Origin of the sequence: Amycolatopsis sp. cmx-11-32, from assembly GCF_047608695.1 — a bacterium.
Taxonomy (GTDB): domain Bacteria; phylum Actinomycetota; class Actinomycetes; order Mycobacteriales; family Pseudonocardiaceae; genus Amycolatopsis.
The window spans coordinates 424,629-449,757 of sequence record NZ_JADNQN010000001.1 but is presented as its reverse complement, the minus strand read 5'-3'; the positions used below and the strand labels follow the sequence as shown (position 1 = coordinate 449,757).

Below are 25,129 nucleotides of genomic sequence, written 5' to 3'. Positions count from 1 at the left end.
CACCCGGATGCCGCCCTTCCGCGTTGCCGACTCGGCCGGATCAGCCGTTCGACATGCTCAATGTGCGCTTGTCCGCCTTGATGATGTGCTCGCGTTCCGACTCCGACAACCCGCCCCAGATCCCGTAGGGCTCGTGCACGGCGAGTGCGTGGTTCCGGCACATGGCCAGCACCGGGCAAGCCAGGCACACGGCTTTGGCCCTCGCCTCGCGGCGGGCTCTGGCGGGCCCGCGTTCGCCGTCAGGGTGAAAGAAGGACGCGCTGTCCATGCCTCGGCACGACCCTTCGAGCTGCCAGTCCCATACATCGGCGTTGGGTCCCGGGAGCCTGCGTGTGTCCGCCATCCTGACCGCCTCCGTCATCCGGTCGAAGCGTTTACCTGCTCTGCTGCGCTGCGGCTACTCCATTCGATGCAACGGCGGTAACGTTAGAAGCGCGCCAATACTTGTTCAAGAGATTCAAGACGATTCAGCCTTTAGGCATCCCCCGGATGTGTTAGCCACACTTTCCGTTCCGGTTGCCGCGGCCCCGGCCTGCCTGGATATTGGGTCGAGTGGGATCTCGGATCAGCAGTGAAGAACCCACCCTGCCGGTGGCCTCCGTCGCTCGCCGGCTCGGGGTCGCACCGTCCACCCTGCGAACCTGGGACCGCAGATACGGCGTAGGGCCGAGCCGCCACACCAACGGCCGCCACCGCCGCTACGGCAGCTCCGACATCGGCCGTCTCGAACTGATGCAGCGCGCGTTGCTCCGCGGTGCCTCGACGGCCGAAGCGGCGAAGTACGCGCTCGAGCAAATGCCCCGGACGGTGGTGGAGAGCCCGAAAACCCCTGTGGTCCAAGCGGAGGAACAGGCCGCCGCGCCACCCGCCGAGGATCACGACGTCCCGTCCCGTCTCGCCAGACGCTTGAGCACGGCCGCGCTCGCGATGGATTTCGGCGCGGTTCAGCGCATGCTCGCCGACACGATCCGCGAACTCGGTGTCCTGCCCGCCTGGACCGGCGTCGTGTCGCCGGTGCTGACCGCGCTCGGCGCGCGCTGGCGGGGGGTCAGCGCCGGCGCGGAGGTCGAATACCTGCTCGCCGAATGCGTGTACGCCGCCTTGGTCCGCGCGACGCCGGTGCTCCGCGAACCGCGCAACCAGCGGCCCGTCCTGCTGACCTGCGTCCCGGACGAGCGCGACAACATGCCGATGTACGCGCTCGCCGCGGCGCTCGCGGGACGCCGGATCGGGGCCCAGCTGTTCGGCGCCTCCCTCCCGGCCGAGGTGCTCGCGGTGACCGTCCGCCGCAGCGTTCCGGCCGCGGTGGTGCTGTGGTCGGGGCGGCACGCGACCGCGGATCCGCGCCTGTTCGCCAGGGTGTCCCGCGGCCGTCAGCGCAGCAGGCTGTTCGCCTGCGGCCCTGGCTGGGATCCCGCGACGCTTCCGGACAAGATCGAACTGCTCGGCGAGCTGACGACGGCCGCCGATCGGATCGAGCACGTTCTTGTCGGTGCGAGGCGATAGAAAGGACGAATGGAAGCGTCCTTGCGGTCCGCCGCGTTCGGTGACGGCGTGCCGCCGCCGAACTCCTTCGCGGTGCCCGCGTCGCCTCGCGGCCGGCTGCTCGCCGCGATCGGGCTTGGTGCCCGCGGCCGGTACGCGATGGCGGCCACCCTGCTGCACGGTTTGCGCACGAGCGAAGATCCGGTGCTCGCGTCGTTGGCCGCGAGCACGCTGGCGTCGCACCGGCGGCAGCTGGGCGGGCACGCGGCGGCCCTCGTCCTCGACGGTGAGGCGCTCGCGCTGGTGATCGCGGAGCCGCGAGGCGAACCCGACCCCGACGGTCTGGACGCCGAGGGGGCACGCGCGGACGCCCTCCTCGGTCTGGCCGCGGACAACCTCGGGCGCGGCAGGCTGGCCGCCGCCCGGCGGCTGGTGGCCCGTGCGGAGGCGCACCTCGGCAACTGGCGGAGCCGGACCAGGGCCGGTTGGGTGGGCGCGGAAATCGAACTGGCGAGTAACATTTCCGGCGCCGCGATCGCACCTGCGGAAATGGCGCTGGGAACGGCGCGAGCCCAGGGTGCCTGCCGACATGTCGTCAAATCACAGCTTGTACTCGGCGTGACGATCGCGAATGGAAGTTCCGCTGAGCGAGACCGTGCGATGGCGCTGATCGAGAGCGCTCGCGAAACCGCCGAGAAATACGAATTCAATTCACTTCTATGGGTGGCCTGCCTGGTCGCTGCGGACATGGGGGCAGGACACGCCGGTGAGTATCGATTCAGAAGTGCCGAACTGTTGCACGCAGTGTTACGGCACGCAGATCCTTGCGGGAGGTGGCTCGCCCGGGAATCTCCATGGGTCCCCGCTCGGGGCGTCTAGCCTGTTGGAGGGCCCATTCCGGCAACCGGGCTAAGAAACTTTCAAAAAAGCCACCGGATCGTGTCAAGGTTCGGGCTAAAGCGTCCGATAGGGGAAGTGGAATGTCACCCGGCTGCAGGAAGGAAACCCCGTGACGACGGTCTTGATCTGCGACGACCGACGCAGTGTCCGCGAAGGGCTCACTCGAGTGATGTCCGCGGTCCCAGGGGTCAGTCGCATCGACTGCGTAGCGCACGGTGACGAGCTGCTGGCCCGGTACTCCCGTCAGCCGGTCGACGTCGTGCTGGTCGGAACCCAGCGCGCTGTCCCGACTGGCGTCGAAGCCACCAGGCGGCTCGTCTCAGCGAACCCCCAAGCGAACGTGATCGTGTTCGGCGCCCCGGACGATGCGGGCAGCATCGCCGCCGCCATCGCCGGCGGAGCCCGCGGCTACCTGCGTTGGGACGCCTCGCGTCCCGAACTGGTCGCCGCACTGGCGCATACGCTCGCCAGCACCTCGGTGCCGGCGCCGCGCCAGCCGTCCGACCCCGGTGTTCAGCTCACCGAGCGCGAGCTTCAAGTGCTCCGTGGGATGAGCCAGGGCAAGAGCAACGGACAAATCGGCCGCGAGCTGTACCTGTCCGAAGACACTGTGAAGACCCACGCGCGCCGCTTGTTCCGCAAGCTCGGTGTGCGGGACCGCGCTCAGGCGGTCGCCCACGGATTCCGCCGTGGACTTGTTTCCTGACAACGCTTTCTTGATTTCACCGGCTGATAGCGGCAACGGGTGACAACGGGCCGGGGGCAAGCCCCTGGCCCGTACCTGTGTTCCCTGTCACGCTTCGTGCTTTTCCGTTCACAGCTCGGGCACTCTTGCCCGAGCGTGTCCGCCTCCGGGTGGACCGTCGTACCCCACTGCGCTCCAACTCGTGGAAAGTTCGACTACGAGCGAAGAGAACCAGGAAGACCCGGTTTCAGCGCGCTCGCCGGAAGGGCGGCGCGCCGATGGCGGTCGTCAGCGAAGGCGACGGGCCCGGGGCGGTACGGTAGCTGTCACCGGTAGTGGCCTCCGAAGTCACACGCCGGACTCTTTGCACGCCTATACGTAACACTGGGACTGTTGTCTGCGATGGCCAATGTGGGGGACGGACTGGATGAGCCGGTCGCCGCTGCTGTTGAGGGTGATCCTCAAGCGGTCGAGCGGTTGCTGGCGGCCATCCGTCCTTTGGTAGTGCGGTACTGCCGCGCTCGGGTTGGCAGGCAGGAGCGTTCGTTCGCTTCCGCAGACGACGTTGCTCAGGAGGTGTGTCTCGCGGTGCTCACGGCATTGCCTTCGTACCGTGATCAGGGCCGCCCGTTCCTGGCCTTCGTCTACGGGATCGCCCAGCACAAGGTGGCCGACGCGCATCGCGCCGCGGCCCGTAACCGTGCCGAACCGGTCGCCGAGGTCCCCGACGAGATCGAGGGTGACGTCGGCCCCGAGCAGCGCGCTCTCCAGGGCGAGCTGAACGAGCGCATGGCGCAACTCCTGCGTGTCCTTCCCGATAAACAGCGTGAGATCGTGGTCCTGCGTGTCGTCGTGGGATTGTCCGCCGAAGAAACGGCGGAGGCCGTGGGGTCCACCCCTGGCGCCGTCCGGGTGGCTCAGCATCGCGCCCTCGCGCGCCTACGTAAGGTTCTGGCCGCTGAGGAGGTGATCTGAGTGACCGATCGCGACCATCGGCTCTCCCCTGGGACCGATCGTGAACTGACGGTCTTCGAAAGAGGGCTGACGTCTTCCGAGGCCGAGTTCGCCGCGGATCTGTCGGCCGTTCAGGCCGATGACGCGCTGCTCGACGCGCTCGGCGGCTCGGACCCGAAAATGGCCGACGACCTCGGTGATCAGGAGCTCAACGCGCTGCTGCTGGCCTGGCGTCGTGACATCGACAGTGAACCGCTCGCGGAACTCGTCGACGTCGACACCGCGATCACCACCGTGAAGACCGCCGCGCTCGCCCGCAAACACGGGGGAAGACGCCGGCTGCTGGTCCCGGTGGCCGCCGCCGCGGCCGTCCTGGCCATCGCCTTCGCCGGTACCGGTCTCGCCGCGAAGGACGCGCAGCCTGGTGACACGCTCTGGGGCCTGACCAAAGTGCTTTACGCCGACCACGCCCGGTCGGTCGAGGCCGCCGCCGCGGTCAAACTCGATCTGGAGAAGGCCAACCTCGCGCTCGCCGGTGGGCGCCTCGACGACGCGCGTAAGGCGCTCGACGAGGCACAGGCCGCGTTGAGCCAGGTGACCGATGAAGAGAACCGCGATCAGCTGCTCGAGCAGCATCGCCAGTTGAGCGCACAGCTGCAGAACCCTGGCCAGCAGCCGCTGCCGCCGGATCAGCAGTTGCCTTCGCGGACCCCGGTCGCGACCACGCCTCAGCTCTCTCCGCAGCCGACCGCTTCGCCGACGTCGCTGCCAGGAGGCGGCAACCCCGGCACCAGTCTGCCGGGCACCACGACTCCCACACCGACTCCGCCGACTTCGACGAGCGAACCGCCTCCGCCGACGACTTCGACGACCCCGCCCGCTTCGGGCAATGACCCCGGTGGCCCGCGTAACGAGCCGTCGCCGGGTGCCGGAGCGCAGGCGCCCGCCGCGGCCGAGACGTCCTAGCATCCTCAGGAACAACCGAAAGGGCCTGGTGAGATCTCTCTCACCAGGCCCTTTCGGTGTGTCTTAGTAAGCGCTCTCGTTCGCCGTGACGCCGTCCGCGAAACCGCGGCAGTAGTCCCAGCTCACGTAGTCACCGGGGTTCGGATCGAACGCCGGCTCGTGCGGCCGCATCCGGCCGTCGGCGAGCAGCTGCTCGAGACTGGCGCGGAGCAGATGCCAGTCGTGGTAGTGGGGTTCGTCGCATTCACCGCAGTCGACCACGATCCCGCGTACCCCGCGCGGTTCGAGAAGCGCCTGGTAGACGGCGAGATCGGAGAGGTCGGCCAGCAACTCGGTGCGCTCTTCGTCGCTGATCGGCTCGTCGAGCCGGTCGGCGTCGTCGATGAACGCGCGGGCCGGGTCGTCCGGGTCATCCGCGAACGGGTCTGGGGGCAACGCATCTTGCGGCACGCCTGCACGCTACCGGGCGCCCACCCGGGCCGAGCGGCCGCCCGGCCCGGATATCATGAGGGGCAGGCCCTCGCCGTGCTGCCACCAGCCACGGCGGCCCCCATAAGTCACCGCTAGGAAGGCCGTTCGCCTGCTATGACCAGCGACAGCGTCACCGCCCCCGTCCCGAGCAAATTCGCCATGCTCGGGCTGACCTTCGACGACGTGCTGCTGCTGCCGGCCGAGTCCGACGTGGTGCCCAGTGCGGTCAGCACCCGCACCCGGCTCTCCCGCAACGTCACCCTGAACATCCCGCTGGTCTCCGCCGCCATGGACACGGTCACCGAGGGCCGGATGGCCATCGCGATGGCCCGACAGGGCGGGATGGGCGTGCTGCAGCGCAACCTGCCGATCGATGACCAGGCGTCCGCCGTTGAGGTTGTGAAGCGCTCCGAAGCCGGCATGGTGACCGACCCGGTCACCTGCTCGCCGGAGGACACCCTCGCCGAGGTCGACGCGCTGTGCGCGCGGTTCCGGATCTCCGGTGTGCCGGTGACCGACGCCGCCGGGACGCTGGTGGGCATCATCACCAACCGCGACATGCGGTTCGAGGTCGACCACACCCGTGCGGTGCACGAGGTGATGACGAAGCTGCCGCTGGTCACCGCGCAGGTCGGGGTCACCGCGGAGGCCGCGCTGGGGCTGCTGCGCCGCCACAAGATCGAGAAGCTGCCGATCGTCGACGGTGCCGGCAAGCTGCGCGGGCTGATCACGGTCAAGGACTTCGTCAAGACCGAGCAGTACCCCAACGCTTCCAAGGACCCCAACGGCCGTTTGATCGTCGGTGCCGCCGTCGGCGTCGGCCCGGACGGGCACAAGCGCGCGATGGCGCTGGCCGACGCCGGGGTCGACGTGCTGATGGTCGACACCGCGCACGGGCACTCCCGCGCCGTCGTCGAGACCGTCGCGCTGTTGAAGAAGGAACTGGGCGACACCGTCGACATCGTCGGCGGCAACGTCGCGACCAGGGCCGGCGCGCAGGCGCTGGTGGAGGCGGGCGCGGACGGGATCAAGGTCGGCGTCGGCCCTGGCTCCATCTGCACCACCCGCATCGTGGCCGGGGTCGGCGTGCCGCAGATCTCCGCGATCTACGAGGCCGACCAGGCGGCGCGCCCGGCCGGGATCCCGGTGATCGGCGACGGCGGCATCCAGTACTCGGGTGACATCGCGAAGGCGATCGCGTCCGGCGCGTCCACCGTGATGCTCGGCAGCCTGCTCGCCGGGACGGCCGAATCGCCCGGTGACCTGATCCTGGTCAACGGCAAGCAGTTCAAGACCTACCGCGGGATGGGTTCGCTGGGCGCCATGCAGTCGCGCGGCCAGGCGAAGTCGTACTCGAAGGACCGCTACGCGCAGGACGACGTGCTGAGCGAGGACAAGCTGGTCCCCGAGGGCATCGAGGGGCGGATCCCGTTCCGCGGGCCGCTCGCGAACGTCGTCCACCAGCTGGTGGGCGGGCTGCGGTCGGGCATGGGTTACGCGGGTGCGTCGACGATCCCCGAGCTGCAGGAGGCGCAGCTGGTGCGGATCACCGCGGCCGGGCTCAAGGAAAGCCACCCGCACGACGTCACGATGACCGTCGAGGCGCCGAACTACACCACCCGGTAGTCCGCCCTCGAGGATATTTACCCATCCGGTTCCGTGCTCGGGAGACTTTGGTCCGCTGATCCAGTCTCCTGGGAGGAACCCGATGTCTTCTCGCTGACCACTCCACGGCGTACTGCGCCGGCCGTCTTCGCCGCCGCGCCGCCCGCGCAGGCCGCGGGGACACCGAGACGTCGCCGGGTGAGCCGTGGAAGCGCACCGAGCTGTACTTCGGCACGACGGCCGGGCGGCGGCGAGTTGACCGACGAGGTCGTCACCCCGCGGTTCCCGGACGGGTTCACCGAACTGACCGGGCGCGGGCAGTGGCGCGGGTCGGACGGGTGATCTCTCGGGAGAAGTCGAAGGTGATCGTCGTCGTGTACCCGTTCAGCGAACCGCGAGATCGAGGAGATCCGGACCACCTACAAGAAGACGGTCTCCTCCTGACCCTCCAGTCCCACTCGCCCCACCGGCGCGCCTTTAGCGGGCTAATCGTGAAACTGGTGAGGCAGATGGGGCTGGTGTGACTTCGGGGCCGGTTCGGGTGCCCCGTGCGCAGGTCACCCACGCGGCCTAGCGACAATGGGGTGTAACGGTCGTCGGCGAGAAGGGACTTGACGTGCGGGATCTGGTCGAGATCGGCATGGGCCGCACCGCGCGGCGGGCGTATGACCTCGATGACGTGGAGATCGTGCCGTCGCGGCGCACCAGGTCGTCTTCGGTCGTGTCCACCGCCTGGCAGATCGACGCGTACCGCTTCGAGCTGCCGCTGGTCACACACCCCACCGACGCGATCGTGTCGCCGGGCACCGCGGTGGCTGTCGGCGAGCTCGGCGGGCTGGGCGTCCTCAACGCCGAAGGGCTCTGGGCGCGGCACCCGAACGTCGAGGACGCGATCTTCCGCCTCGTCCGGGCCGCCGAGGACACCGAGGACCCGACCGCGATCGTGCGCGAGCTGCAGGAACTGCACTCCGCCCCGATCCGGCTGGACCTGCTGACCGAGGCGATCAAGACCGTCCGCGAGTCCGGTGTCACGGTGGCCGCGCGGGTCAGCCCGCAGCACGCCGCCGAACTCACGCCGGACCTGCTGAAGGCGGGCGTCGAGATCCTGGTCGTGCAAGGCACGATCATCTCCGCCGAACACGTGCAGCGTGACGCCGAGCCGCTGGACCTCAAGGACTTCATCGGACGCCTCGACGTCCCGGTGATCGCCGGCGGGGTCAGCGACTACCGCACCGCGATGCACCTGATGCGCACCGGCGCGGCCGGCGTCATCGTCGGCCACGGCGCGAGCCGCGGTGTGACGAGCACCGACAGCGTGCTCGGGATCGGGACGCCGATGGCGACCGCGATCGTCGACGCCGCGGCCGCACGCCGCGACTACCTCGACGAGACCGGCGGCCGGTACGTGCACGTGCTCGCCGACGGCGGGATGAGCGTGTCCGGCGACATCGCCAAGGCCATCGCCTGCGGTGCCGACGCGGTCATGCTCGGGGCACCGCTGGCGGCCGCCTCCGAGGCTCCGGGGCAGGGGCTCTACTGGACGTCGGCGGCCGCGCACCCGTCGCTGCCGCGTTCGCGCGTGGCGCTGGGGCCGGACTACGCCGTCGACCTCAAGACGCTGCTCTTCGGGCCGTCCTCGGACGCTGAGGGTGTCGTGAACCTCTTCGGCGCGCTTCGCCGCGCGATGGCGAAGACGGGCTACTCGGACCTGAAGGAGTTCCAGCGCGTCGGCCTGACCGTCCGCCGCTGACGCTCGCTCCCCGCCTCGGATCGCGTTTAGCCCGCTAAACGCGATCCCGGCGGAATGACGTGATCTGGGAGGGCTGGATGACCACCGTGGTCATCCAGCCCTCTCTGCGTGCTCAGCAGATCGCGATTTGCCCGCTAAAGTCGCTCCGGGCGGCGACGGCGAGCGCGGCGATCGTCGCGGCGGAGTGAGCCCATGCGCGCTGGAAGCGGCCGGTGATCTCGTCGTGTGTTCCTGCTCGTCGCTCACATGTCGGCCCCGCGCTGTCCGGGGTCGTCCCAGCGGGGGACGGGCTCGGGGAACGGCTGATCGAAGACCTCGCCGAAGTACCGGGATTCCCACACCGACAGGTGCTTGACCAGGCCGAGCAGGTTGGTCCCGGTCGAGGCCAGGGACGACGGATGTCGTACTCGGGCAGCCCGTCGAGCTTCCGGAGCATCGCCGCGCGGACCACTTGCAGGTCGCTGTGCAGGTGCTCCTTCGCGAAATCATCGACTACGACTACGAGCATGCACCGGTCCCCGCGGCGCGGTCGGCGCGACGGGACAGTTCGGCGAACGCCGCACGTAACTGCGGCGGACCGACCACTTCGATCTCGGTGTCGAAGCGCGCCAGCGCCGCCGCGAGAGCTGCCCACGACCAGGACCCCGTCGCCAGTCTGGTCCGGGCGGCGCCGAGTTCCTCCGCGACACCGTCACCGGCGAACGGCGCCACCTCCGCCGCGGGCAGGTCGAGGATCACCTCGCCGCGGCAGGGCCAGGTGTTCGTGCTCTCGGAACCTGTGAACCGGGCCGACAGGAAGGCGGCCACGTCGCCGCCCGGCACTTCGCGGGCAACGAACCGCGGCCCGGTCGGAACACGTGGTGTCATCCGGTCGGCACGGTAAGTCCGCCAGTCTTCGCGATCGGGGTCCCAGCCGACGACGTACCAGCGCCCGGCCCGCGCCACGAGGTGACGAGGCTGCACCCGGCGGGGCGGATGCGGTTCGGCGTCCTCAGGGCGTCCCGGCGGGCGGTAGTCGAACCGCAGCTCCTCCCCGGCGCGGACCGCGGCGCTCAGCGTGCGCAGGACCCCGGTGTCGACCTGCGGATCGACGCCGCGCCCGGCCGCGCTGATCTCGAGGGCGTCGACGCGCTGCCGTAGCCGCGACGGCAACACCTGCCGCACGGTGACAAGGGCCCGCGCGGCCGCCTCCTCGATACCCGCGCCCGTCCCGACGGCGATCCGCAGCGCCACGGCGAGCGCGACCGCCTGCTCCTCGTCGAACAGCAAGGGCGGCAGCCGACTGCCCGCTTCGAGCCGGTAGCCGCCGTCGGGGCCTTTGACCGCCTGAACCGGATATCCCAGCTCGCGCAACCGGTCGACGTCGCGGCGCACTGTCCGCTCGCTGACACCCAGCCGCTCGGCGAGCAGGCCGCCCGGCCAGTCGCGGCGGGCCTGCAGCATCGACAACAGTGACAGCAGCCGGCTGGACGTCGTCGTCGAGGAAGCGATCGGCATGTTTTCACCATGGCACAAGTAGCGGACGTTCTTTGACCGGTACCACTGACATCGTGGCTCTTGTCGCCGGAAGCCTCCGGCGCCAGAAATCCCTGGTGAAGGACCGGAAAACCATGTCGCTCAACGCTGTCGCCCATCTGAACTTCCACGGCCAGGCTCGCGAAGCCCTGGAGTTCTACCAGTCGGTCTTCGGCGGGCAACTCACTGTTGTCACCTACGCCGACTTCGGGATGCCCGCCGAACTGCCCGGCGCCGCCCACGTCGTGTTCGGCCAGGTCGTCGCCGACAACGGCTTCCAGGTCATGGCCTACGACGTGCCCGGCGAGCACACGCCCGCGGTCCCGGCCGCCCCGAGCACGCATCGCGAAAACGGCACCACGATCACCAAGGAGCCGTTCTTCCTCTCCGTCCGCGGTGAGAGCGTCGACGAGGTCAGCCCCGTATGGGAGGGCCTCGCCAAGGGCGCGACCGTGATCGAGGCGTTCGGCCCCGCCCAGTGGGCGCCCGCCTTCGGGATGCTCGCCGACCGCTTCGGCGTCACCTGGATCGTCGACGTCGCGCAGACGGGTGGAAGGTGACTGGCCAGTAACTTACCTCTGGTCAGAAGGGGTGGCCGGGGTTACAGTCGAGGGTGTGACTGCCAGTAACACCACCACTGAAGACGACTTCGACTACGACGTGATCGTCGTCGGCTCCGGGTTCGGGGGCAGTGTCGCCGCACTGCGCCTGACCGAAAAGGGCTATCGCGTCGCCGTCATCGAGGCGGGCCGCCGCTTCGCCGACGACGAGTTCGCGAAGACGTCCTGGGACCTTCGCCGCTACGTCTGGGCACCCCAGGTCGGTTGCTTCGGCATCCAGCGCATCCACATGCTCAAAGACGTCATGGTGCTCGCCGGCGCGGGCGTCGGCGGCGGCTCGCTGGTCTACGCGAACACGCTGTACCGGCCCATGAAGCCGTTCTACGTCGACCCGCAGTGGTCCCACATCACCGACTGGGAGTCCGAGCTCGGCCCGCACTACGACCAGGCCAGCCGCATGCTGGGCGTAGTCACCAACCCCAGCGTCACGCCGTCGGACGTCGTGATGAAGGCCGTCGCCACGGACATGGGTGTCCCCGAGTCGTACCACCCGACGCCCGTCGGCGTGTATTTCGGCAAGCCGGGGGAGCGTGCCGAGGACCCGTACTTCGGTGGCGCGGGCCCGGCGCGCACCGGCTGCACCGAATGCGGCGCCTGCATGACCGGCTGCCGGGTGGGCGCCAAGAACACGCTGGTCAAGAACTACCTCTACCTCGCGGAGAAGGACGGCGCGCAGGTCATCCCGCTCACCACCGTGAGCGCGATTAGCCCGCTAAACGCAGGTGGGTACGAGGTGAGCATCAAGAAGACCGGGACCACCTCGCGCAAGTTCCGACACAAGCTCACCGCCGCGCAGGTGGTCCTCGCCGCGGGCACCTGGGGCACGCAGAACCTGCTCCACGGCATGCGTGACACCGCCAAGCTGCCGAAGCTCTCGCCGCGCCTCGGCGAACTGACCCGCACCAACTCCGAGGCCATCATCGGCGCCGCCCGCACCTCGGTCGACGAGGAGCGCAACTTCAGCCGCGGCGTCGCGATCACCTCGTCGATCCACCCCGACGACAACACGCACATCGAGCCCGTCCGCTACGGCAAGGGCAGCAACGCGATGAGCCTGCTCCAGACCATCGCCACCGAAGGCGATTCGGCGGTCCCGCGCTGGCGCCAGGCCGTCGACTTCATGGTCAAGCACCCGGTCCAGACGGTCCGCCTGCTCAACGGCTACCGCTGGAGCGAGCGCACGGTGATCCTGCTGGTGATGCAGAGCCTCGACAACTCCATCACCACTTACACCAAGCGCGGCCTCTTCGGCCGCCGCAAGTACACCTCGAAGCAGGGGCACGGCGAGCCGAACCCCAGCTTCATCCCCGCCGGACACGAAGCCAATCTCCGCACCGCCGAGCGCATCGGCGGGATGGCGGGCGGTACCTGGGGCGAGATCTTCGACATCCCGCTCACCGCGCACTTCATCGGTGGCGCGCCGATCGGCACGGCGGCCGACAACGGTGTGATCGACCCGTACCACCGGGTCTTCAACTACCCTGGACTGTCCATTGTGGATGGATCGGCGATCACGGCGAACCTCGGTGTGAACCCCTCGCTCACCATCACCGCGCAGGCCGAGCGGGCGTTCTCCCTGTGGCCCAACAAGGGCGAAACGGACAATCGGCCGTCGCAGGACCTGCCGTACGCGCGGCTCGAACCGATCGCGCCCAAGAACCCGTCCGTTCCGGCGGACGCACCGGCGGCCCTTCGGCGGTAAGTTGGGGCAGGTGACCGCCTCCGAACGCGCGCACGCCCTGCTCGATCGCGTCCGCGCCCTGCATGACGAATGGGCGCTCGTGGCCCGCGGCCTCGGCGAGGACGCCGTGCACGCCCCGAGCGCGTTGCCCGGTTGGACGAGGGCGCATCTGCTCTCGCACGTCGCGCGCAACGCCGACGGCCTCGGCAACCTCTTGACCTGGGCGAAGACCGGCGTCGAGACGCCGATGTACACCACGGCCACGGCTCGCGACGAGGGCATCGAGGCCGGAGCCGACCGCTCCGCCGCGGTGATCGTCGCCGACGTCGTGGACTCCGGTGAGCGGTTCGCGAACCTGGCCGCGTCCATGCCGGACGAGGCATGGGCCGGTGAGGCTCGTGATCGGCTGGGCAATCGCCTCACCGGTGAGGGAGTGCTGCTCAAACGGCTGTCCGAAACCTCGATCCACCTCGTCGACCTGGACTCCGGTTACGACTTCGACCGGGTCTCCGGGCTGCTCGGCCGGGAGTTCGAGGTGGTGGTGAGCAGCGCGATCGCCTGGTACGGCGACGAACTGCCCGCCGTCCTCCTGATCGCCGTCGACGGCGACGGGACACGGCACGAATGGCGGATGGGCACCGGCGAGCCTGCCAAGGTGACCGGCGCGCCCGGCGACGTCCTGGCCTGGATCACCGGCCGCGCCGACGGATCCACTTTGGACGGCGAAGTGCCGCCGCTGCCGCATTGGCTGTGACTCGGCCGGGTGATCGCGGCAACCCGATCACGGCCCAGGCGTCTTCACAAGTATGAAGTTGGGGCGAAGAAACTTCCTCAAGCTCGCCGGCGCGGCCGCGGCGGGGGCGGCCGCGACGGCGTGCTCTGCCGCGCCTCCGGCACAAGCGCCCAGTTCGGCGCCGGGCGCTTCGCTGCCGCCGAGCACCAGTGTCACGCCGCCGTCCGGGCCGCCGGACTGGGCCGCTCTGCGCGACAAGGTCTCGCTGCTCTTGCCGGGTGATTCCGGCTACGACAACGCCAAACTTGTGTTCAATCCGGCCTTCGACGGCCTCAAGCCCGCCGCGATCGCGAATTGCGCCAAACCGGAAGACGTGCAGGCCGCCGTCGAGGCGGCGGCGAGGCGGGTTCCGATCGCCGCTCGGAGCGGCGGCCACAGCTACGCAGGTTATTCCGTTCCTGACGGCGGCCTGATGATCGACCTCGACGGAATGTCCTCAGTGGACGTTCGCGGTGAACAGGTCGTGATCGGTGCGGGCGCGAAACTCAAGGATGTCTACGCCACGCTCGGTGGCGCTGGCCGTTGTCTTCCTGCGGGGTCGTGCCCCAGCGTCGGCATCGCCGGGTTGACACTCGGCGGCGGAATCGGTGTCTTCGCTCGCAAATACGGGCTCACGTGTGATCACCTGGTGTCGGCGCAAGTCGTCACGGCGGACGGGAAACTCCGGACGGCGTCGGCGGATTCCGAGCCTGAGCTGTTCTGGGCGTTGCGCGGAGGAGGCGGCGGCAACTTCGGGGTCGTCACCTCGTTCACCTTCCGCACCGACCCGTCGCCCTCGGTCGTTTCGGTGTTCTCCCTGCGATTCCCGGCGGGCAGCGCGAACGAGGTCCTCGCCGAGTGGCAACGATGGCTGCCCGAAGCTCCATCGGAGTTGTGGGCGAACGTCGTACTGTCGGGAGGATCTCCGGTCGGTGCCCGGGTTTCCGGCTGCTATGTCGGCGATTCCGCTTCGCTGGCCAGGGAGCTGGACAAACTGACCGGCAAGGTCAAAAGCACGCGTACGGTGAAGCAACTCGACTACCTCGGTGCCATGAAGTACTTCTCCGGCAGTGAAAGCCGTCAGTCCTTTGTGGCCTCTTCACGGATCCTCGGTGAGGTGGTGGATCCCGCGAAGCTGACGTCGATCCTCGACGGCAGGCGGGGAATGGACCTCTTGGTCGACGGTCTCGGCGGTGCCGTCGCCGAAATCGCCCCGGACGCCACCGCGTTCTGGCACCGGAAGGCGATCGGCAGCGTGCAGATCTACAGCCAGGCGGATACGCGTAACCGTTCCGTGGCAACAGATTCCGTTGCCGAGGTGGTGACAGGGCTCGGGCTGAGCGGTGGCTACGTCAACTACATCGACCCCGCCCTGCCCGACTGGATGACGGCCTACTACGGCGACAACGCCGCCCGCCTCAAGCGGGTGGCGAAGACCTTCGACCCGGACAAGGTGTTCGGGTTCGCGCAGGCCGTCACTCCCGCCTAGAGGTCGATGCCGGTGAAGACGGTGACCCGTTCCTCGGTGAGGTCGTGCATCGCGGCGAGCACGCCTTCCCGTCCGACGCCCGATCCCTTGACGCCGCCGTACGGCATCTGGTCCGCGCGGTAGGACGGGACGTCGCCGATGATCACACCGCCGACCTCGAGTTCGGTCGACGCGTAGAAGGCGAGATGCACGTCGCGAGTGAACACTCCGGCCTGCAAGCCGTAGGCGGATTCGTTGACCGAAGCGAAAGCCTCGTCAACACCATCCACAATGGACACGGCGAGCACCGGCCCGAAGATCTCCTCCGCCCAGGCCTTTGTGGACGGTGGGACGTCGGTGAGCACGGTCGGCTCCACCGTCGCGCCGTTCCGCTTGCCGCCGGTGAGGATCTTCGCGCCCGCGGCGACGGCCTCGTCGATCCACGCGACGATCCGCTCCGCGGCGGCCTCGTCGACGACCGGGCCCACGTCGGTGTTCTTGTCGTAGGGATCGCCGGGCTGCTGCGACCGCACCGCTTCCACCAACGCCGGCAGGAAATTCTCGGCGACCTCGCGCTCGACGATCACCCGCTGGACCGCGATGCAGGACTGCCCCGCCTGGTAGTTGCCGAACGTCGCGATGCGGTGCGCCGCGCCTTCGGGGTCCGGCCAGTCGCGAAGCACGACGGCGGCCGCGTTGCCGCCGAGTTCGAGCACGACGTGCTTGCGCGGCGCGGCGTCCGCCAGCGACCAGCCGACCGGACCCGAACCGGTGAACGACACGACCGGGAGGCGGGGGTCCGCGACCAGCGCCGAAGTCTCCTCGTTGCCGAGCGGAAGCACCGAGAACGCGCCTTCCGGCAGGTCCGTCTCGGCCAGGATTTCGCCGAGGATCAGCGCGGAGAGAGGTGTGCGCGGCGCGGGTTTGACGATGATCGGCGCGCCGACCGCGAGTGACGGCGCGACCTTGTGCGCCACCAGGTTCAGCGGGAAGTTGAACGGCGCGATCCCCAGTACCGGGCCGCGCGGGATGCGGCGGGTGATGGCCAGCCTGCCCTCGCCCGCCGGGTCGGTGTCCAGCCGCTGCAGGTCACCGCTGAACCGGCGGGCCTCTTCGGCCGCGATCCGGAACACCGACACCGCGCGCCGCACCTCGGCGTCGGCCCACTTGAGCGGTTTGCCGTTCTCGGCGGTGATGACCTCGGCGATCTCCTCGGCCCGGCCGGCGATGACCCGCGAAACGTGGTCGAGCGCCGCGGCGCGACTGTGCGCCGAGGAACGCCGGAACTCCTTCGCGACGGCTGCCGCCGCACTCACCGCCCGTTCGACCTGCTCCGGTCCGGGCACCGCGACGGTCGCGACTTCACTTCCGTCGAACGGGTGGTGCACGGTGAGCGTCGAAGCGCCCTGTTCGGGGCGGCCGGCGATCCAGGCGGGACGCGGCTCCGGGGTGATCATGTCCATGTGTGACAAGGTATTCCGAGTGGGTGTCCAAGGTGTGAACACCCACTCGACCGAGTCATGGTTTGACGAGCACCTTGAGTGCTTCGCGGTCCGCCATCGCGCGGTAGCCGTCCGGGACCTCTTCGAGCCCGATGGTCCGGTCGAACACCTTGCCCGGCTGGTACCGGCCCTCGACGACGTCGTCGAGCAGTTCGGGGATGTAGTGCCGCGCCGGGGCGACGCCGCCGGTGACGGTGATGTTGCGGCGGAACAGCGGCGGGCCGATCGGGCCCTCGTCGTACTGGGGCACGCCGACCCGGCTGATCGTGCCGCCGGGGCGGACCGCGCCGACGCCCATCTCGAAGGCGGGCTTCGTACCGACGCACTCGAGAACGGTGTGAGTGCCTTCGCCGTTCGTCAGGTCTCGGACCTTCTCGATGCCTTCGTCGCCGCGCTCGGATACGACGTCCGTCGCGCCGAACTCGCGGCCGAGGTCCGTGCGGGCTTGATGGCGGCCCATCAGGATGATGCGCTCGGCACCGAGACGCTTCGCGGCGAGGACCGCGGAGAGCCCGACGGCGCCATCGCCGATGACGGTGACAGTGGTGCGTGCGTTCACGCCCGCCTTGGTCGCGGCGTGGTGTCCGGTCGGGAACACGTCGGAGAGCGTGAGGAGCGAGGCGAGCAGGTCGTCGTCCTCGGTGTGCGGCAGTTTCACCAGCGTGCCATCGGCTTGTGGGACGCGGACGGCCTCGCCCTGACCGGCGTCGACGCCCTTCGCGCCCCAGAAGCCCCCGTGCAGGCAGGAGGTGTGGAGGCCTTCGCGGCAGAACTGACAAGTGTTGTCGGAGTACACGAACGGGGCCACGACCAGGTCACCGGTTTTGAGCGTGGTGACGTCGGAGCCGATGGCCTCGATGACGCCGAGGAACTCGTGACCGATCCGGACGCCGCGGTCGCGCGCGGGCATGCTGCCGTACGGCCAGAGGTCGCTGCCGCAAATGCACGAGCGGACGACGCGGAGAAGGGCGTCGGTGGGTTCGCTCAGCTTCGGGTCCGGGACGGTCTCGACGCGTACGTCGCCGGCGCCGTAGATGACTGTCGCTCGCAAGGCGGGTCCTTTCCTGGGCTCGCCTCAGTATGGGCGCGTCGCGTTTAGCCCGCTAAACGCGCTCCCCGCCCGCGTCGCGTTTAGCGGGCTAAACGCGACGCGCGTAGAGGTCGCGCAGCAGGAGGACCTCGGCGCCGTGGTGGATGGCCTCCCGGTTGATGTGCAGGACGAGCGCCGAGAACGGGTAGTCCGCGTACGGGCCTTCGGCCTCGCCGCAGGGACGTTCGAGGTCTTCGGCGGTGAGGGCGCGGACGCCGTCACGCCAGTGCGCGTACGCGTCGTCGATCTGCTTCAGCGCTTCGGCGGCGGAGGCCGCGTAGGGGAAGGTCTGGTAGTCGACGGGTTCGGCGCCGAAGTGCGACGCGTTCCGCATCGTGAAGACTCCGATGGTGATGTGGGCGAGGCGCCAGGCGATCGTCGTCACCGGAGGCGGTGAGGGCTCCGGATGCGCCCAGTCGATCATCAGGCGGCCGTCCTCCTGAGGACGGATCGACCAGCAATTTTCGACGGGTTCCCAGAAGTATTCGTCGTCGGTGAGGGTGTCCAGCCGGGGACGGAAGTGCTGTGTCCAGTGCCAGTCGAGCTGTTCGGAGAGTTCCTTGCTCCAGTCGATGCTCATGTCCCCGGAAGGTAGGCCCCTTAGCGGTCAGTCGCTGTCCTGAATCGTGAGGGGGTTGGCGGCGAGGTGACCCGGCCCACCTGGGACGATGGTGGGGAAGCGTACTGCTCTGATCTGGAGGTTTCAGGTGCCCAGTCCCACCGGTCCGGTACTCGTCGTGGACTTCGGGGCGCAGTACGCGCAACTGATCGCGCGCCGCGTGCGTGAGGCCCAGGTCTACTCCGAGGTCGTCCCGCACACCGCCACCGCCGAGGACATCCTCACGAAGGACCCCGCCGCGATCATCCTTTCCGGTGGTCCTTCCAGTGTGTACGCGGAGAACGCCCCCGCACTCGCCCCCGGGCTGGTCGACGCCGGCGTGCCGATTTTCGGTATCTGTTACGGCCACCAGGTGCTCGCGCAGGCCCTCGGCGGCACGGTCGAGCCGACCGGGACCCGCGAGTTCGGCCGCACCGAGGTCCGCGTCGCCGGTGAGGGTGGCGTCCTGCACGCCGGCCTCCCCAACAACCAGCCCGCCTGGATGAGCCACAACGACAGCGTCACCAAGGCCCCTGAGGGCGCCACCGTGACCGCGTCGAGCGACGGCGCCGCCGTCGCCGGGTTCGAAGACGTCGAGCGCCGCTTCGCCGGCGTCCAGTACCACCCCGAGGTTCACCACTCGCCGCACGGCCAAGAGGTGCTTCGCCGCTTCCTGCACGACATCGCGGGCATCCGGCCGCAGTGGACGACGTCTTCCATCGTCGACGACCAGGTCAAGCGCATCGCCGAGCAGGTCGGCGACGGCCGGGCGATCTGCGGGCTTTCCGGCGGTGTCGACTCGGCGGTGGCGGCCGCGCTGGTCCAGCGCGCCATCGGCGACCGGCTGACCTGCGTGTTCGTCGACCACGGTCTGCTGCGCTCCGGTGAGCGCACCCAGGTCGAGCGTGATTTCGTCGCCGCGACGGGGGTCAACCTGGTGACCGTCGACGCGCGTGAGCGGTTCCTCGACGCGCTGGCCGGGGTCACCGACCCCGAGGAGAAGCGCAAGATCATCGGCCGCGAGTTCATCCGCGTGTTCGAGCAGGCCGAGCGTGACCTGAAGGCCGAGGGCGACTACAAGTTCCTGGTCCAGGGCACGCTGTACCCGGACGTCGTCGAATCCGGCGGCGGTGAGGGCGCGGCGAACATCAAGAGCCACCACAACGTCGGTGGGCTGCCCGACGACCTGCGGTTCGAGCTCGTCGAGCCGCTGCGCCTGCTGTTCAAGGACGAGGTGCGCCGCGTCGGGATGGAGCTTGGGCTGCCGGAGACGATCGTGCGGCGTCAGCCGTTCCCCGGGCCGGGACTCGGCATCCGGATCATCGGCGCCGTCGACGCCGAGCGGCTCGAGACACTGCGCGCGGCCGACGCCATCGCGCGCGAGGAACTCACCGCGGCCGGGTTGGACGGCGAGATCTGGCAGTGCCCGGTGGTGCTGCTTGCCGACGTCCGCAGCGTCGGCGTCCAGGGCGACGGGCGGACCTATGGGCACCCGATCGTGCTGCGGCCGGTGTCGTCCGAGGACGCGATGACCGCCGACTGGACGCGGCTGCCCTACGAGGTGCTGGAGCGGATCTCGACCCGCATCACCAACGAGGTCGCCGAGGTGAACCGGGTGGTCCTGGACGTCACGTCCAAGCCGCCGGGCACCATCGAGTGGGAGTGACCCGCACCGCTCCGACTTGCGTTTAGCCCCCTAAGCGCGATCTGGCGACCCAGGGCACCCGCGTGACCCGGATCGCGATCAGCCCGCTAAACGCGATCCGGTGCTCGGGGCCCACCGGATCACGATTAGGGGGCTAAAGTCGCGCGGCCCCGCGCAAGGCGAAGGCCCCGGCGAGTGGCCGGGGCCTTCGGAGTGGAGTGGATCGTGAGCGGCGCCGCTAGCGGCGGCTCTTGCGCACCGAAGCGGCGAGCAGCAGGACACCGACGAAGATCGCCCCGCCCGCCATGACCCACCGGAAGTCGAACCGCGGGAGCCACGAGGAGCCGTCCGAGAGGACGTACCCCGACACCAGCAGCGTCGCGATCCCGACGATCAGCGTGAAGACGTCTACCCCGCGCTTCGCGGGCTGAGCCGACTGCGTGTTGTCGTAGTTGTCGTAGTCGTACTCAGCCACGACGCACCTCCACGTTTCCGACACCGTTCTCGACCTGCAGGACGATCTTCTGGCCGCTGGTACCCGCCGAGGTGAAGTCGACGGTGTCCACGCCGACCCCCGAGCGAGACTGGCCGAGGCAGTCGACCTCGCCCGCTCCGGTCTCGCAGGTGACCTTCACTTCGGCACCCGCCGGCACGAGCACCGTCGAGTTGCCCGCTCCGTTGGAGACTCTCGTGGTCACCGGCGTCCCCGCGGGCAGCTTGGTCAGGTCGAGGTCGATGTTCCCCGCAGAGCGGTGGTACTCCGGTAGCACCTCGGACGCCGCGCTCGGTGTCGCCTTGATGTCACCGAAGCCGCCCTTCGCGGAGAAGTTCTCGAACGGGACCGTCGTCAGCGCCATCCCGACGATCGCCAGCGGCACCGCCAGCCCGATCAGCCCACGACCGCCCCGGACGAACGAACCGGCGACCAGCCCGATGCCGACCACACCCAGGGTGAGCCCGACGACGTGCTGCACGGTGAACCACGCCTCGCCGTCCAGGTTCAGCACGGTGCCGATCCCGGCGACCAGCACGGCGAGCCCGAAGGTCGCGGCGCCGATCTTCGACTTCCGGCCGCGAGGCGCCGGCGGCGCGGGAGGGGTCTGCGGCGGCAGGCCGCCGGACGGCGAAGCGTTCGGCAGGTCCCAGGCGGACGGGTCGGCCGCGAGCGGGTCCCAGCCGCTCTCGGTCGCCGTCGAGGCCGAGGTCGCCGCCGACGCCATCGAGAACGCGGCGGTCGGATACGCCGGAGCGGGCATCACCGGCCGGTTGAACTGACCGCGGTTGCGGTGCAGCAGGTACAGTGCGACCGCCATCAGCGCGAAACCGATCAGCCCGGTGCCGTCGGTCATCCAGCCGCCGCTCAAAGTCCAGGTGAGACCGGGGAACAGCAGGAGCAGCAGCAGCACCGCGAACGCGGGTGAGCTCGACGCCCTGCCCCGGCCGATCAGGCCCTCGAACGCGGAAACGCTGTCGCCCTCCTGCGGCAGGAACAGCCAGCCCAGCAGATAGACGAAGACGCCGAAACCGCCGAACACGGTCGCCGCGACCAGCGCGACGCGGACCACGGTCGGGTCGATGCCGTACCGGTAGCCGATCCCGGCGGCGACGCCGGCGAACTTGCGGCCGTGCGCCGGGCGGACCGGCCTGCTCCGCCAGAAATCCTTGACGGTGTGTTCGAAGCCGGCGGCAGGGCCGCGCCTCGGTGTATGTGTCTCACTCCCACTCATGCCACAAAGAATGCGCCCCGGTGACCTCCCGCCACATCCGGGAACGTCCCTGAGGTTTCCCCAGCGGGAAGAGTCAGGGGTTTCCCCGATGGATCAGTACCGCACTCCATGTGACCATGGAGAACGTGCAGGAATCCGCCTCCAACGACCTCGCCGAGCAGGGGAAGCCGACGCTCATCGAGCGCACTCCGGTGCCCGTGCCCGGCAGCCTGTCACCGGCGCCGTTCGAGCCGCCCAAGATGTACCGGCGCCGGTCCGGCCGCGCCATCGCGGGTGTCGCCGCCGGCCTCGCCGACCACCTCGGCGTCAGGGTGCTCTGGGTCCGGACCGCGTTCGCGTTGCTGGCCGCGCTGAATGGCATCGGCCTCCTCGCGTACGGCCTGCTCTGGGTCTTCGTCCAGCAGCAGACCGGTGACGTCGAGCCGGAGAAAGCCGCGCCGAAGGAGAAGCAGCAGGCTTTCGGCCTGATGGCGCTGGGTGTCGGTCTCGCCGTCGCCAGCGGCACGCTGACCGGCCTGATCAGTGGCTGGGTCGCCATCCCGCTGGCACTGGCCATGATCGGTGCGGCGGTCGTCTGGCGTGAGGCCGACGAGTCGCAACGGAGGCGCTGGCGTCTCGGCGCGAAGGGCAGTGTCGCAGGGGCCTTCCTCGGCGGCGGGGGCTGGTCGGCCGCGATCCGTGTGGTCGCCGGTGTCGCGCTGGTGATGGCCGGCATCGGTGTCGTGGTCCTGCAGAGCGGCAGTATCGACCAGGTCAAGTTCGCGCTGGTCGCGGTGATCGCGACGCTGTTCGGGGTGGCCGTGCTGACCGTCCCGTTCTGGCTGCGTCTGGTCCGTGACCTCTCCGACGAGCGCACCGCCCGCGTCCGCACCGACGAACGCGCCGAGATCGCCGCCCACCTGCACGACTCGGTCCTGCAGACCCTCGCGCTGATCCAGAAGCAGGCGGAATCGCCGCGTGAGGTCGCCAGGCTCGCGCGCGGTCAGGAACGGGAACTGCGCGGCTGGTTGTACGGGCCGACGGGGTACGGAAAGAGCCAGAAGACCGAAGAGGAAGCGATCAGTGGGCAGTTGTCCGAGGTGCTCGCGGCCGCGTGCGGCGAGGTCGAGGACGCGTTCGCGATTTCGGTACAGCAGGTCGTCGTGGGGGAGGCCACGCTGAACGAGCCGCTGACCGCGCTGGTGCAGGCCGCCCGCGAAGCGATCGTCAACGCCGCGAAGCACGCGGGAGTCGACGAGGTCAGCGTGTACGCCGAGGTCGAGCCGACGTCGGTGACGGTTTTCGTGCGCGACCGGGGCAAGGGTTTCGACCCCGAGGTCGTGCCGGGCGATCGGCACGGTCTCGCCGATTCCATCCGGGGGAGGATGGAACGGCACGGGGGCAAGTGCAAGCTGCGTACCGCACCGGGTGAAGGAACCGAGGTCCAGCTGGAGATGCCGGTCAAGGCGGGGAAGGGTGCGGCGTGAGGTCGCTATGCTCACGGGACAGGGCGAGCGAGGGAGCATCGTGACGGAGAACCAGCAGACGCGGGAGCCGGTCAAGGTCTTCCTCGTCGACGACCACGCGCTCTTCCGGGCAGGCGTGCGCACCGAACTGGACTCGATCACCGACGACGTGCGCGTGGTCGGTGAGGCGGGCTCGGTGGCCGAGGCGGTCGCGGGGATCGCGCGGACCAAGCCGCAGGTGGTGCTGCTCGACGTGCACATGCCGGACGGCGGCGGTGCCGAGGTGCTGCGCCGGATCCGTCCGGAACTGCCGGATGTCGTGTTCCTCGCGCTCTCGGTCTCCGACGCCGCGGAGGACGTGATCGCCGTGATCCGTGCCGGGGCCCGCGGTTACGTCACGAAGACGATCTCGTCGAAGGAACTCGTGCGCGCCGTCGTGCGGGTTTCCGACGGTGACGCGGTGTTCTCGCCGCGGCTGGCCGGGTTCGTACTCGACGCGTTCGCCGACCGGCCGGGCTCCGCGCCGATCAGCGACCCGGACCTGGACCTGCTGACGCCGCGGGAACGCGATGTGCTGCGGCTGCTCGCGCGCGGGTACGCGTACAAGGAGATCGCGTCCGAGCTGTTCATCTCGGTGAAGACCGTCGAGACGCATGTGTCGAGCGTTCTGCGGAAGACGCAGCTTTCGAACCGGTACGAGCTTTCGCGCTGGGCTTCCGACCGGCGTCTCGTCTGAGTGACGCCCGTTCTCATCGGCCTGGTGGCCGTGTTCTTCCTGGGGATGGGCCTGCTCGGGCTCGTCGCGCCGAGGCGGCTGATCCGGCCGTTCGGGATCACGCTGGACTCCGCGACCGCGCGGACCGAGGTGCGCGCGGTCTACGGCGGCTTCGGGGTGGCGATCGCCGTGCTGCTCGGGTTCGCGGCCTTCGACGTCGGCGGGATCCAGCGGGGCGCCGCGATCGCGGTGGCCGTCGCGCTCGCCGGGATGGCCTTCGGGCGGCTGGTCGCCCGGTTCGCGGAGCGGCCCGAGCGGTTCTATCCGAGCTGGCTCTACTTCTGGGTCGAGCTGATCATGGCCGCTTTGCTCGTCGTCTCCGCCCTCTGACTCGCGTCGCCTTTAGCGGGCTAAATCGCGATCCGGTGACCGTGGCGACTTTCGCGGGCTAAGTGCGATCCGGTGAGCCCCCAGGCCCCGCCGCGTCGCACTTAGCCCGCGAAAGTCGTCCCGCCTGCCCTGGGAGGTGCCGGGCGGGCGGAGCGCGATCAGCCCGCTAAACGCGGGTCACGGCGCCTCCCCCGCGGTCGCGAGGGGCCGCTCCACCACCGGGGCGGTAGCAAAGGTCCCCCGCTCCTTCTGGCGGAGCCGGGTCAGCGCGACGCCTCCCAGCACGACGACCATCCCCGCGATCACCCGGAAGTTCAGTGGTTCCCGCAGGAACACCGCCCCCAGCAGCACCGAAACCACCGGCAGCAGGTACCCGACGATCGACGTCGCGACGGCGCCCTCACTCGCGAGGAGCTGGTAGTTCAGCGCGAACGCGATCCCGGTCGACCCGATCCCCAGAATCACGACCGCGACGACGGCACCGGTGCTCAGGTGTACCGGTTCGAAGCCACCCATCGGCATCGCCAGCAGCAGGAACCCGGTCGCGAGCAGCATCTGCCCACCCGCCAGCGACATCGGCGAGTCGCCGGTGCCGGTCAGGTACTTGCCCTCGTAGACGAACGCGAACCCGTAGCTCGCGGCCGCCGCGAGGCAGGCCAGCGCACCCCAGCTGAGCAGCCCCGAGGCTTCCCAAGGCGCGAAGATCAGCAGGATCCCGGTGAGCCCGGCGATCAGCCCGGCGACCCGGACCGCGGTCATCTTCGTTCGCGTGCCCAGCATCGGCGCGGCGAGCAGCACCCACAGCGGCGTCGTCGCGTTCAGGACGCCGGTGATCCCGGAGTCGACGGTCAGCTCACCCCACGCGAACAGCAGGAACGGCAGCGCGTTGTGGAAGAACGCCGCGACGGCCAGATGTCCCCAGATCCGCCGTCCCGACGGCAGCCGGTCCCGGCCGAGATAGCAGAGCCCGATCAGCACCGCCGCGCCGAGCGTCACCCGCGCCAGTACCAGCTGCACCGGGGAGAACGCGCCCAGCCCCAGTTTGATCCAGAAGAAACTCGATCCCCACATGAGCGCCAGCGCGCCGATCCGCAGCAGGGTCTTCGTCTCGCCCACCCCAGTCCTCCCTTACGCGTCGGCTCAGC

Annotated in this window: 25 protein-coding genes; 16 read left to right on the top strand and 9 right to left on the bottom strand. The window is 69.4% G+C overall.

Features of this window, described 5'->3' with window-relative positions; translation table 11 throughout:
- Positions 1-40: 40 nt before the first annotated feature.
- On the bottom strand, positions 41-343 hold the full coding sequence (locus tag ACM6LR_RS02185) for a WhiB family transcriptional regulator (RefSeq protein WP_037335869.1): 303 nt from the start codon (positions 341-343) through the stop codon (positions 41-43).
- A 248-nt stretch (positions 344-591) separates the two neighbouring features.
- Between ACM6LR_RS02185 and ACM6LR_RS02180 the strand changes: the two genes are divergently transcribed.
- From ACM6LR_RS02180 to ACM6LR_RS02160, 5 genes are all read left to right on the top strand, one after another.
- Positions 592-1,506: a MerR family transcriptional regulator gene (locus ACM6LR_RS02180; RefSeq protein ID WP_414937059.1), complete on the top strand. Its 915-nt coding sequence runs from the start codon at positions 592-594 to the stop codon at positions 1,504-1,506.
- Between the two features lie 9 nt (positions 1,507-1,515).
- Positions 1,516-2,364, top strand: coding sequence for a hypothetical protein (locus ACM6LR_RS02175; RefSeq protein ID WP_414935877.1), 849 nt, complete (start codon positions 1,516-1,518; stop codon positions 2,362-2,364).
- A 130-nt stretch (positions 2,365-2,494) separates the two neighbouring features.
- Positions 2,495-3,091, top strand: coding sequence for a response regulator transcription factor (locus tag ACM6LR_RS02170; RefSeq protein ID WP_003073605.1), 597 nt, complete (start codon positions 2,495-2,497; stop codon positions 3,089-3,091).
- Between the two features lie 381 nt (positions 3,092-3,472).
- Complete coding sequence (locus ACM6LR_RS02165) at positions 3,473-4,045, top strand: sigma-70 family RNA polymerase sigma factor (protein ID WP_414937058.1); 573 nt, start codon at positions 3,473-3,475, stop codon at positions 4,043-4,045.
- Complete coding sequence (locus ACM6LR_RS02160) at positions 4,046-4,990, top strand: anti-sigma-D factor RsdA (RefSeq protein WP_414943055.1); 945 nt, start codon at positions 4,046-4,048, stop codon at positions 4,988-4,990.
- A gap of 63 nt (positions 4,991-5,053) precedes the next feature.
- Here ACM6LR_RS02160 and ACM6LR_RS02155 read toward each other — a convergent pair whose 3' ends face one another.
- Positions 5,054-5,440, bottom strand: a complete 387-nt coding sequence (locus ACM6LR_RS02155; RefSeq protein WP_005166667.1) for a DUF5319 domain-containing protein — start codon at positions 5,438-5,440, stop codon at positions 5,054-5,056.
- 135 nt (positions 5,441-5,575) lie between these two features.
- On the opposite strand from ACM6LR_RS02155, the gene guaB reads away from it, so the two are divergent.
- From guaB to ACM6LR_RS02140, 3 genes are all read left to right on the top strand, one after another.
- Positions 5,576-7,087 carry an IMP dehydrogenase gene (gene guaB, locus ACM6LR_RS02150; RefSeq protein WP_414935875.1) on the top strand — a complete coding sequence of 504 codons (1,512 nt, stop codon included), beginning with the start codon at positions 5,576-5,578 and terminating at the stop codon, positions 7,085-7,087.
- Between the two features lie 177 nt (positions 7,088-7,264).
- Positions 7,265-7,408, top strand: a complete 144-nt coding sequence (locus ACM6LR_RS02145; protein WP_414943054.1) for a DUF3574 domain-containing protein — start codon at positions 7,265-7,267, stop codon at positions 7,406-7,408.
- Between the two features lie 274 nt (positions 7,409-7,682).
- Positions 7,683-8,816: a GuaB3 family IMP dehydrogenase-related protein gene (locus ACM6LR_RS02140; protein ID WP_076163063.1), complete on the top strand. Its 1,134-nt coding sequence runs from the start codon at positions 7,683-7,685 to the stop codon at positions 8,814-8,816.
- Between the two features lie 498 nt (positions 8,817-9,314).
- On the opposite strand, the gene ACM6LR_RS02135 is transcribed toward ACM6LR_RS02140, so the two are convergent.
- The gene (locus ACM6LR_RS02135) at positions 9,315-10,313 is read right to left on the bottom strand and encodes a helix-turn-helix transcriptional regulator (protein WP_414943053.1); all 999 of its coding nucleotides are present in this window, start codon (positions 10,311-10,313) and stop codon (positions 9,315-9,317) included.
- Between the two features lie 113 nt (positions 10,314-10,426).
- On the opposite strand from ACM6LR_RS02135, the gene ACM6LR_RS02130 reads away from it, so the two are divergent.
- From ACM6LR_RS02130 to ACM6LR_RS02115, 4 genes are read left to right on the top strand one after another with little or no spacing between them, the layout of a single operon-like run.
- A complete protein-coding gene (locus ACM6LR_RS02130) occupies positions 10,427-10,891 on the top strand; it encodes a VOC family protein (protein WP_414935872.1) in 465 nt (154 codons plus the stop codon).
- Positions 10,892-10,946: 55 nt separating this feature from the next.
- Entirely contained in the window at positions 10,947-12,653 is a 1,707-nt protein-coding gene (locus tag ACM6LR_RS02125) for a GMC family oxidoreductase N-terminal domain-containing protein (RefSeq protein WP_414943052.1), read from the top strand.
- A gap of 10 nt (positions 12,654-12,663) precedes the next feature.
- Positions 12,664-13,386 carry a maleylpyruvate isomerase N-terminal domain-containing protein gene (locus tag ACM6LR_RS02120; protein ID WP_414935870.1) on the top strand — a complete coding sequence of 241 codons (723 nt, stop codon included), beginning with the start codon at positions 12,664-12,666 and terminating at the stop codon, positions 13,384-13,386.
- Positions 13,387-13,438: 52 nt separating this feature from the next.
- Complete coding sequence (locus tag ACM6LR_RS02115; protein WP_414943051.1) at positions 13,439-14,893, top strand: FAD-binding oxidoreductase; 1,455 nt, start codon at positions 13,439-13,441, stop codon at positions 14,891-14,893.
- On the opposite strand, the gene ACM6LR_RS02110 is transcribed toward ACM6LR_RS02115, so the two are convergent.
- From ACM6LR_RS02110 to ACM6LR_RS02100, 3 genes are all read right to left on the bottom strand, one after another.
- Positions 14,890-16,335: an aldehyde dehydrogenase family protein gene (locus ACM6LR_RS02110; protein ID WP_414943050.1), complete on the bottom strand. Its 1,446-nt coding sequence runs from the start codon at positions 16,333-16,335 to the stop codon at positions 14,890-14,892. The genes ACM6LR_RS02115 and ACM6LR_RS02110 overlap by 4 nt on opposite strands.
- Positions 16,336-16,390: 55 nt before the next feature.
- Positions 16,391-17,425: a zinc-dependent alcohol dehydrogenase family protein gene (locus tag ACM6LR_RS02105; protein ID WP_414935867.1), complete on the bottom strand. Its 1,035-nt coding sequence runs from the start codon at positions 17,423-17,425 to the stop codon at positions 16,391-16,393.
- 88 nt (positions 17,426-17,513) lie between these two features.
- Positions 17,514-18,044, bottom strand: coding sequence for a DinB family protein (locus tag ACM6LR_RS02100; RefSeq protein WP_414943049.1), 531 nt, complete (start codon positions 18,042-18,044; stop codon positions 17,514-17,516).
- A 127-nt stretch (positions 18,045-18,171) separates the two neighbouring features.
- Here ACM6LR_RS02100 and guaA point away from each other — a divergent pair, with 127 nt between their 5' ends.
- On the top strand, positions 18,172-19,728 hold the full coding sequence (gene guaA / locus ACM6LR_RS02095) for a glutamine-hydrolyzing GMP synthase (RefSeq protein WP_414943048.1): 1,557 nt from the start codon (positions 18,172-18,174) through the stop codon (positions 19,726-19,728).
- A 217-nt stretch (positions 19,729-19,945) separates the two neighbouring features.
- On the opposite strand, the gene ACM6LR_RS02090 is transcribed toward guaA, so the two are convergent.
- Positions 19,946-20,182, bottom strand: a complete 237-nt coding sequence (locus ACM6LR_RS02090) for a hypothetical protein (protein WP_414943047.1) — start codon at positions 20,180-20,182, stop codon at positions 19,946-19,948.
- Entirely contained in the window at positions 20,175-21,434 is a 1,260-nt protein-coding gene (locus tag ACM6LR_RS02085) for a PspC domain-containing protein (RefSeq protein WP_414943046.1), read from the bottom strand. The genes ACM6LR_RS02090 and ACM6LR_RS02085 overlap by 8 nt, the downstream gene beginning before the upstream one ends.
- 110 nt (positions 21,435-21,544) lie before the next feature.
- Between ACM6LR_RS02085 and ACM6LR_RS02080 the strand changes: the two genes are divergently transcribed.
- The 3 genes from ACM6LR_RS02080 to ACM6LR_RS02070 are packed head-to-tail and all read left to right on the top strand — an operon-like array spanning position 21,545 to position 23,984.
- A complete protein-coding gene (locus tag ACM6LR_RS02080; protein WP_414935862.1) occupies positions 21,545-22,900 on the top strand; it encodes a PspC domain-containing protein in 1,356 nt (451 codons plus the stop codon).
- A gap of 7 nt (positions 22,901-22,907) precedes the next feature.
- Positions 22,908-23,615: a response regulator gene (locus ACM6LR_RS02075; protein ID WP_125680018.1), complete on the top strand. Its 708-nt coding sequence runs from the start codon at positions 22,908-22,910 to the stop codon at positions 23,613-23,615.
- Entirely contained in the window at positions 23,616-23,984 is a 369-nt protein-coding gene (locus ACM6LR_RS02070) for a DUF4345 domain-containing protein (RefSeq protein WP_414943045.1), read from the top strand.
- Between the two features lie 177 nt (positions 23,985-24,161).
- Here ACM6LR_RS02070 and ACM6LR_RS02065 read toward each other — a convergent pair whose 3' ends face one another.
- Positions 24,162-25,100 (bottom strand): DMT family transporter, encoded by a 939-nt coding sequence (locus ACM6LR_RS02065; RefSeq protein WP_414935860.1) that lies wholly within the window; start codon positions 25,098-25,100, stop codon positions 24,162-24,164.
- Positions 25,101-25,129: the final 29 nt, after the last annotated feature.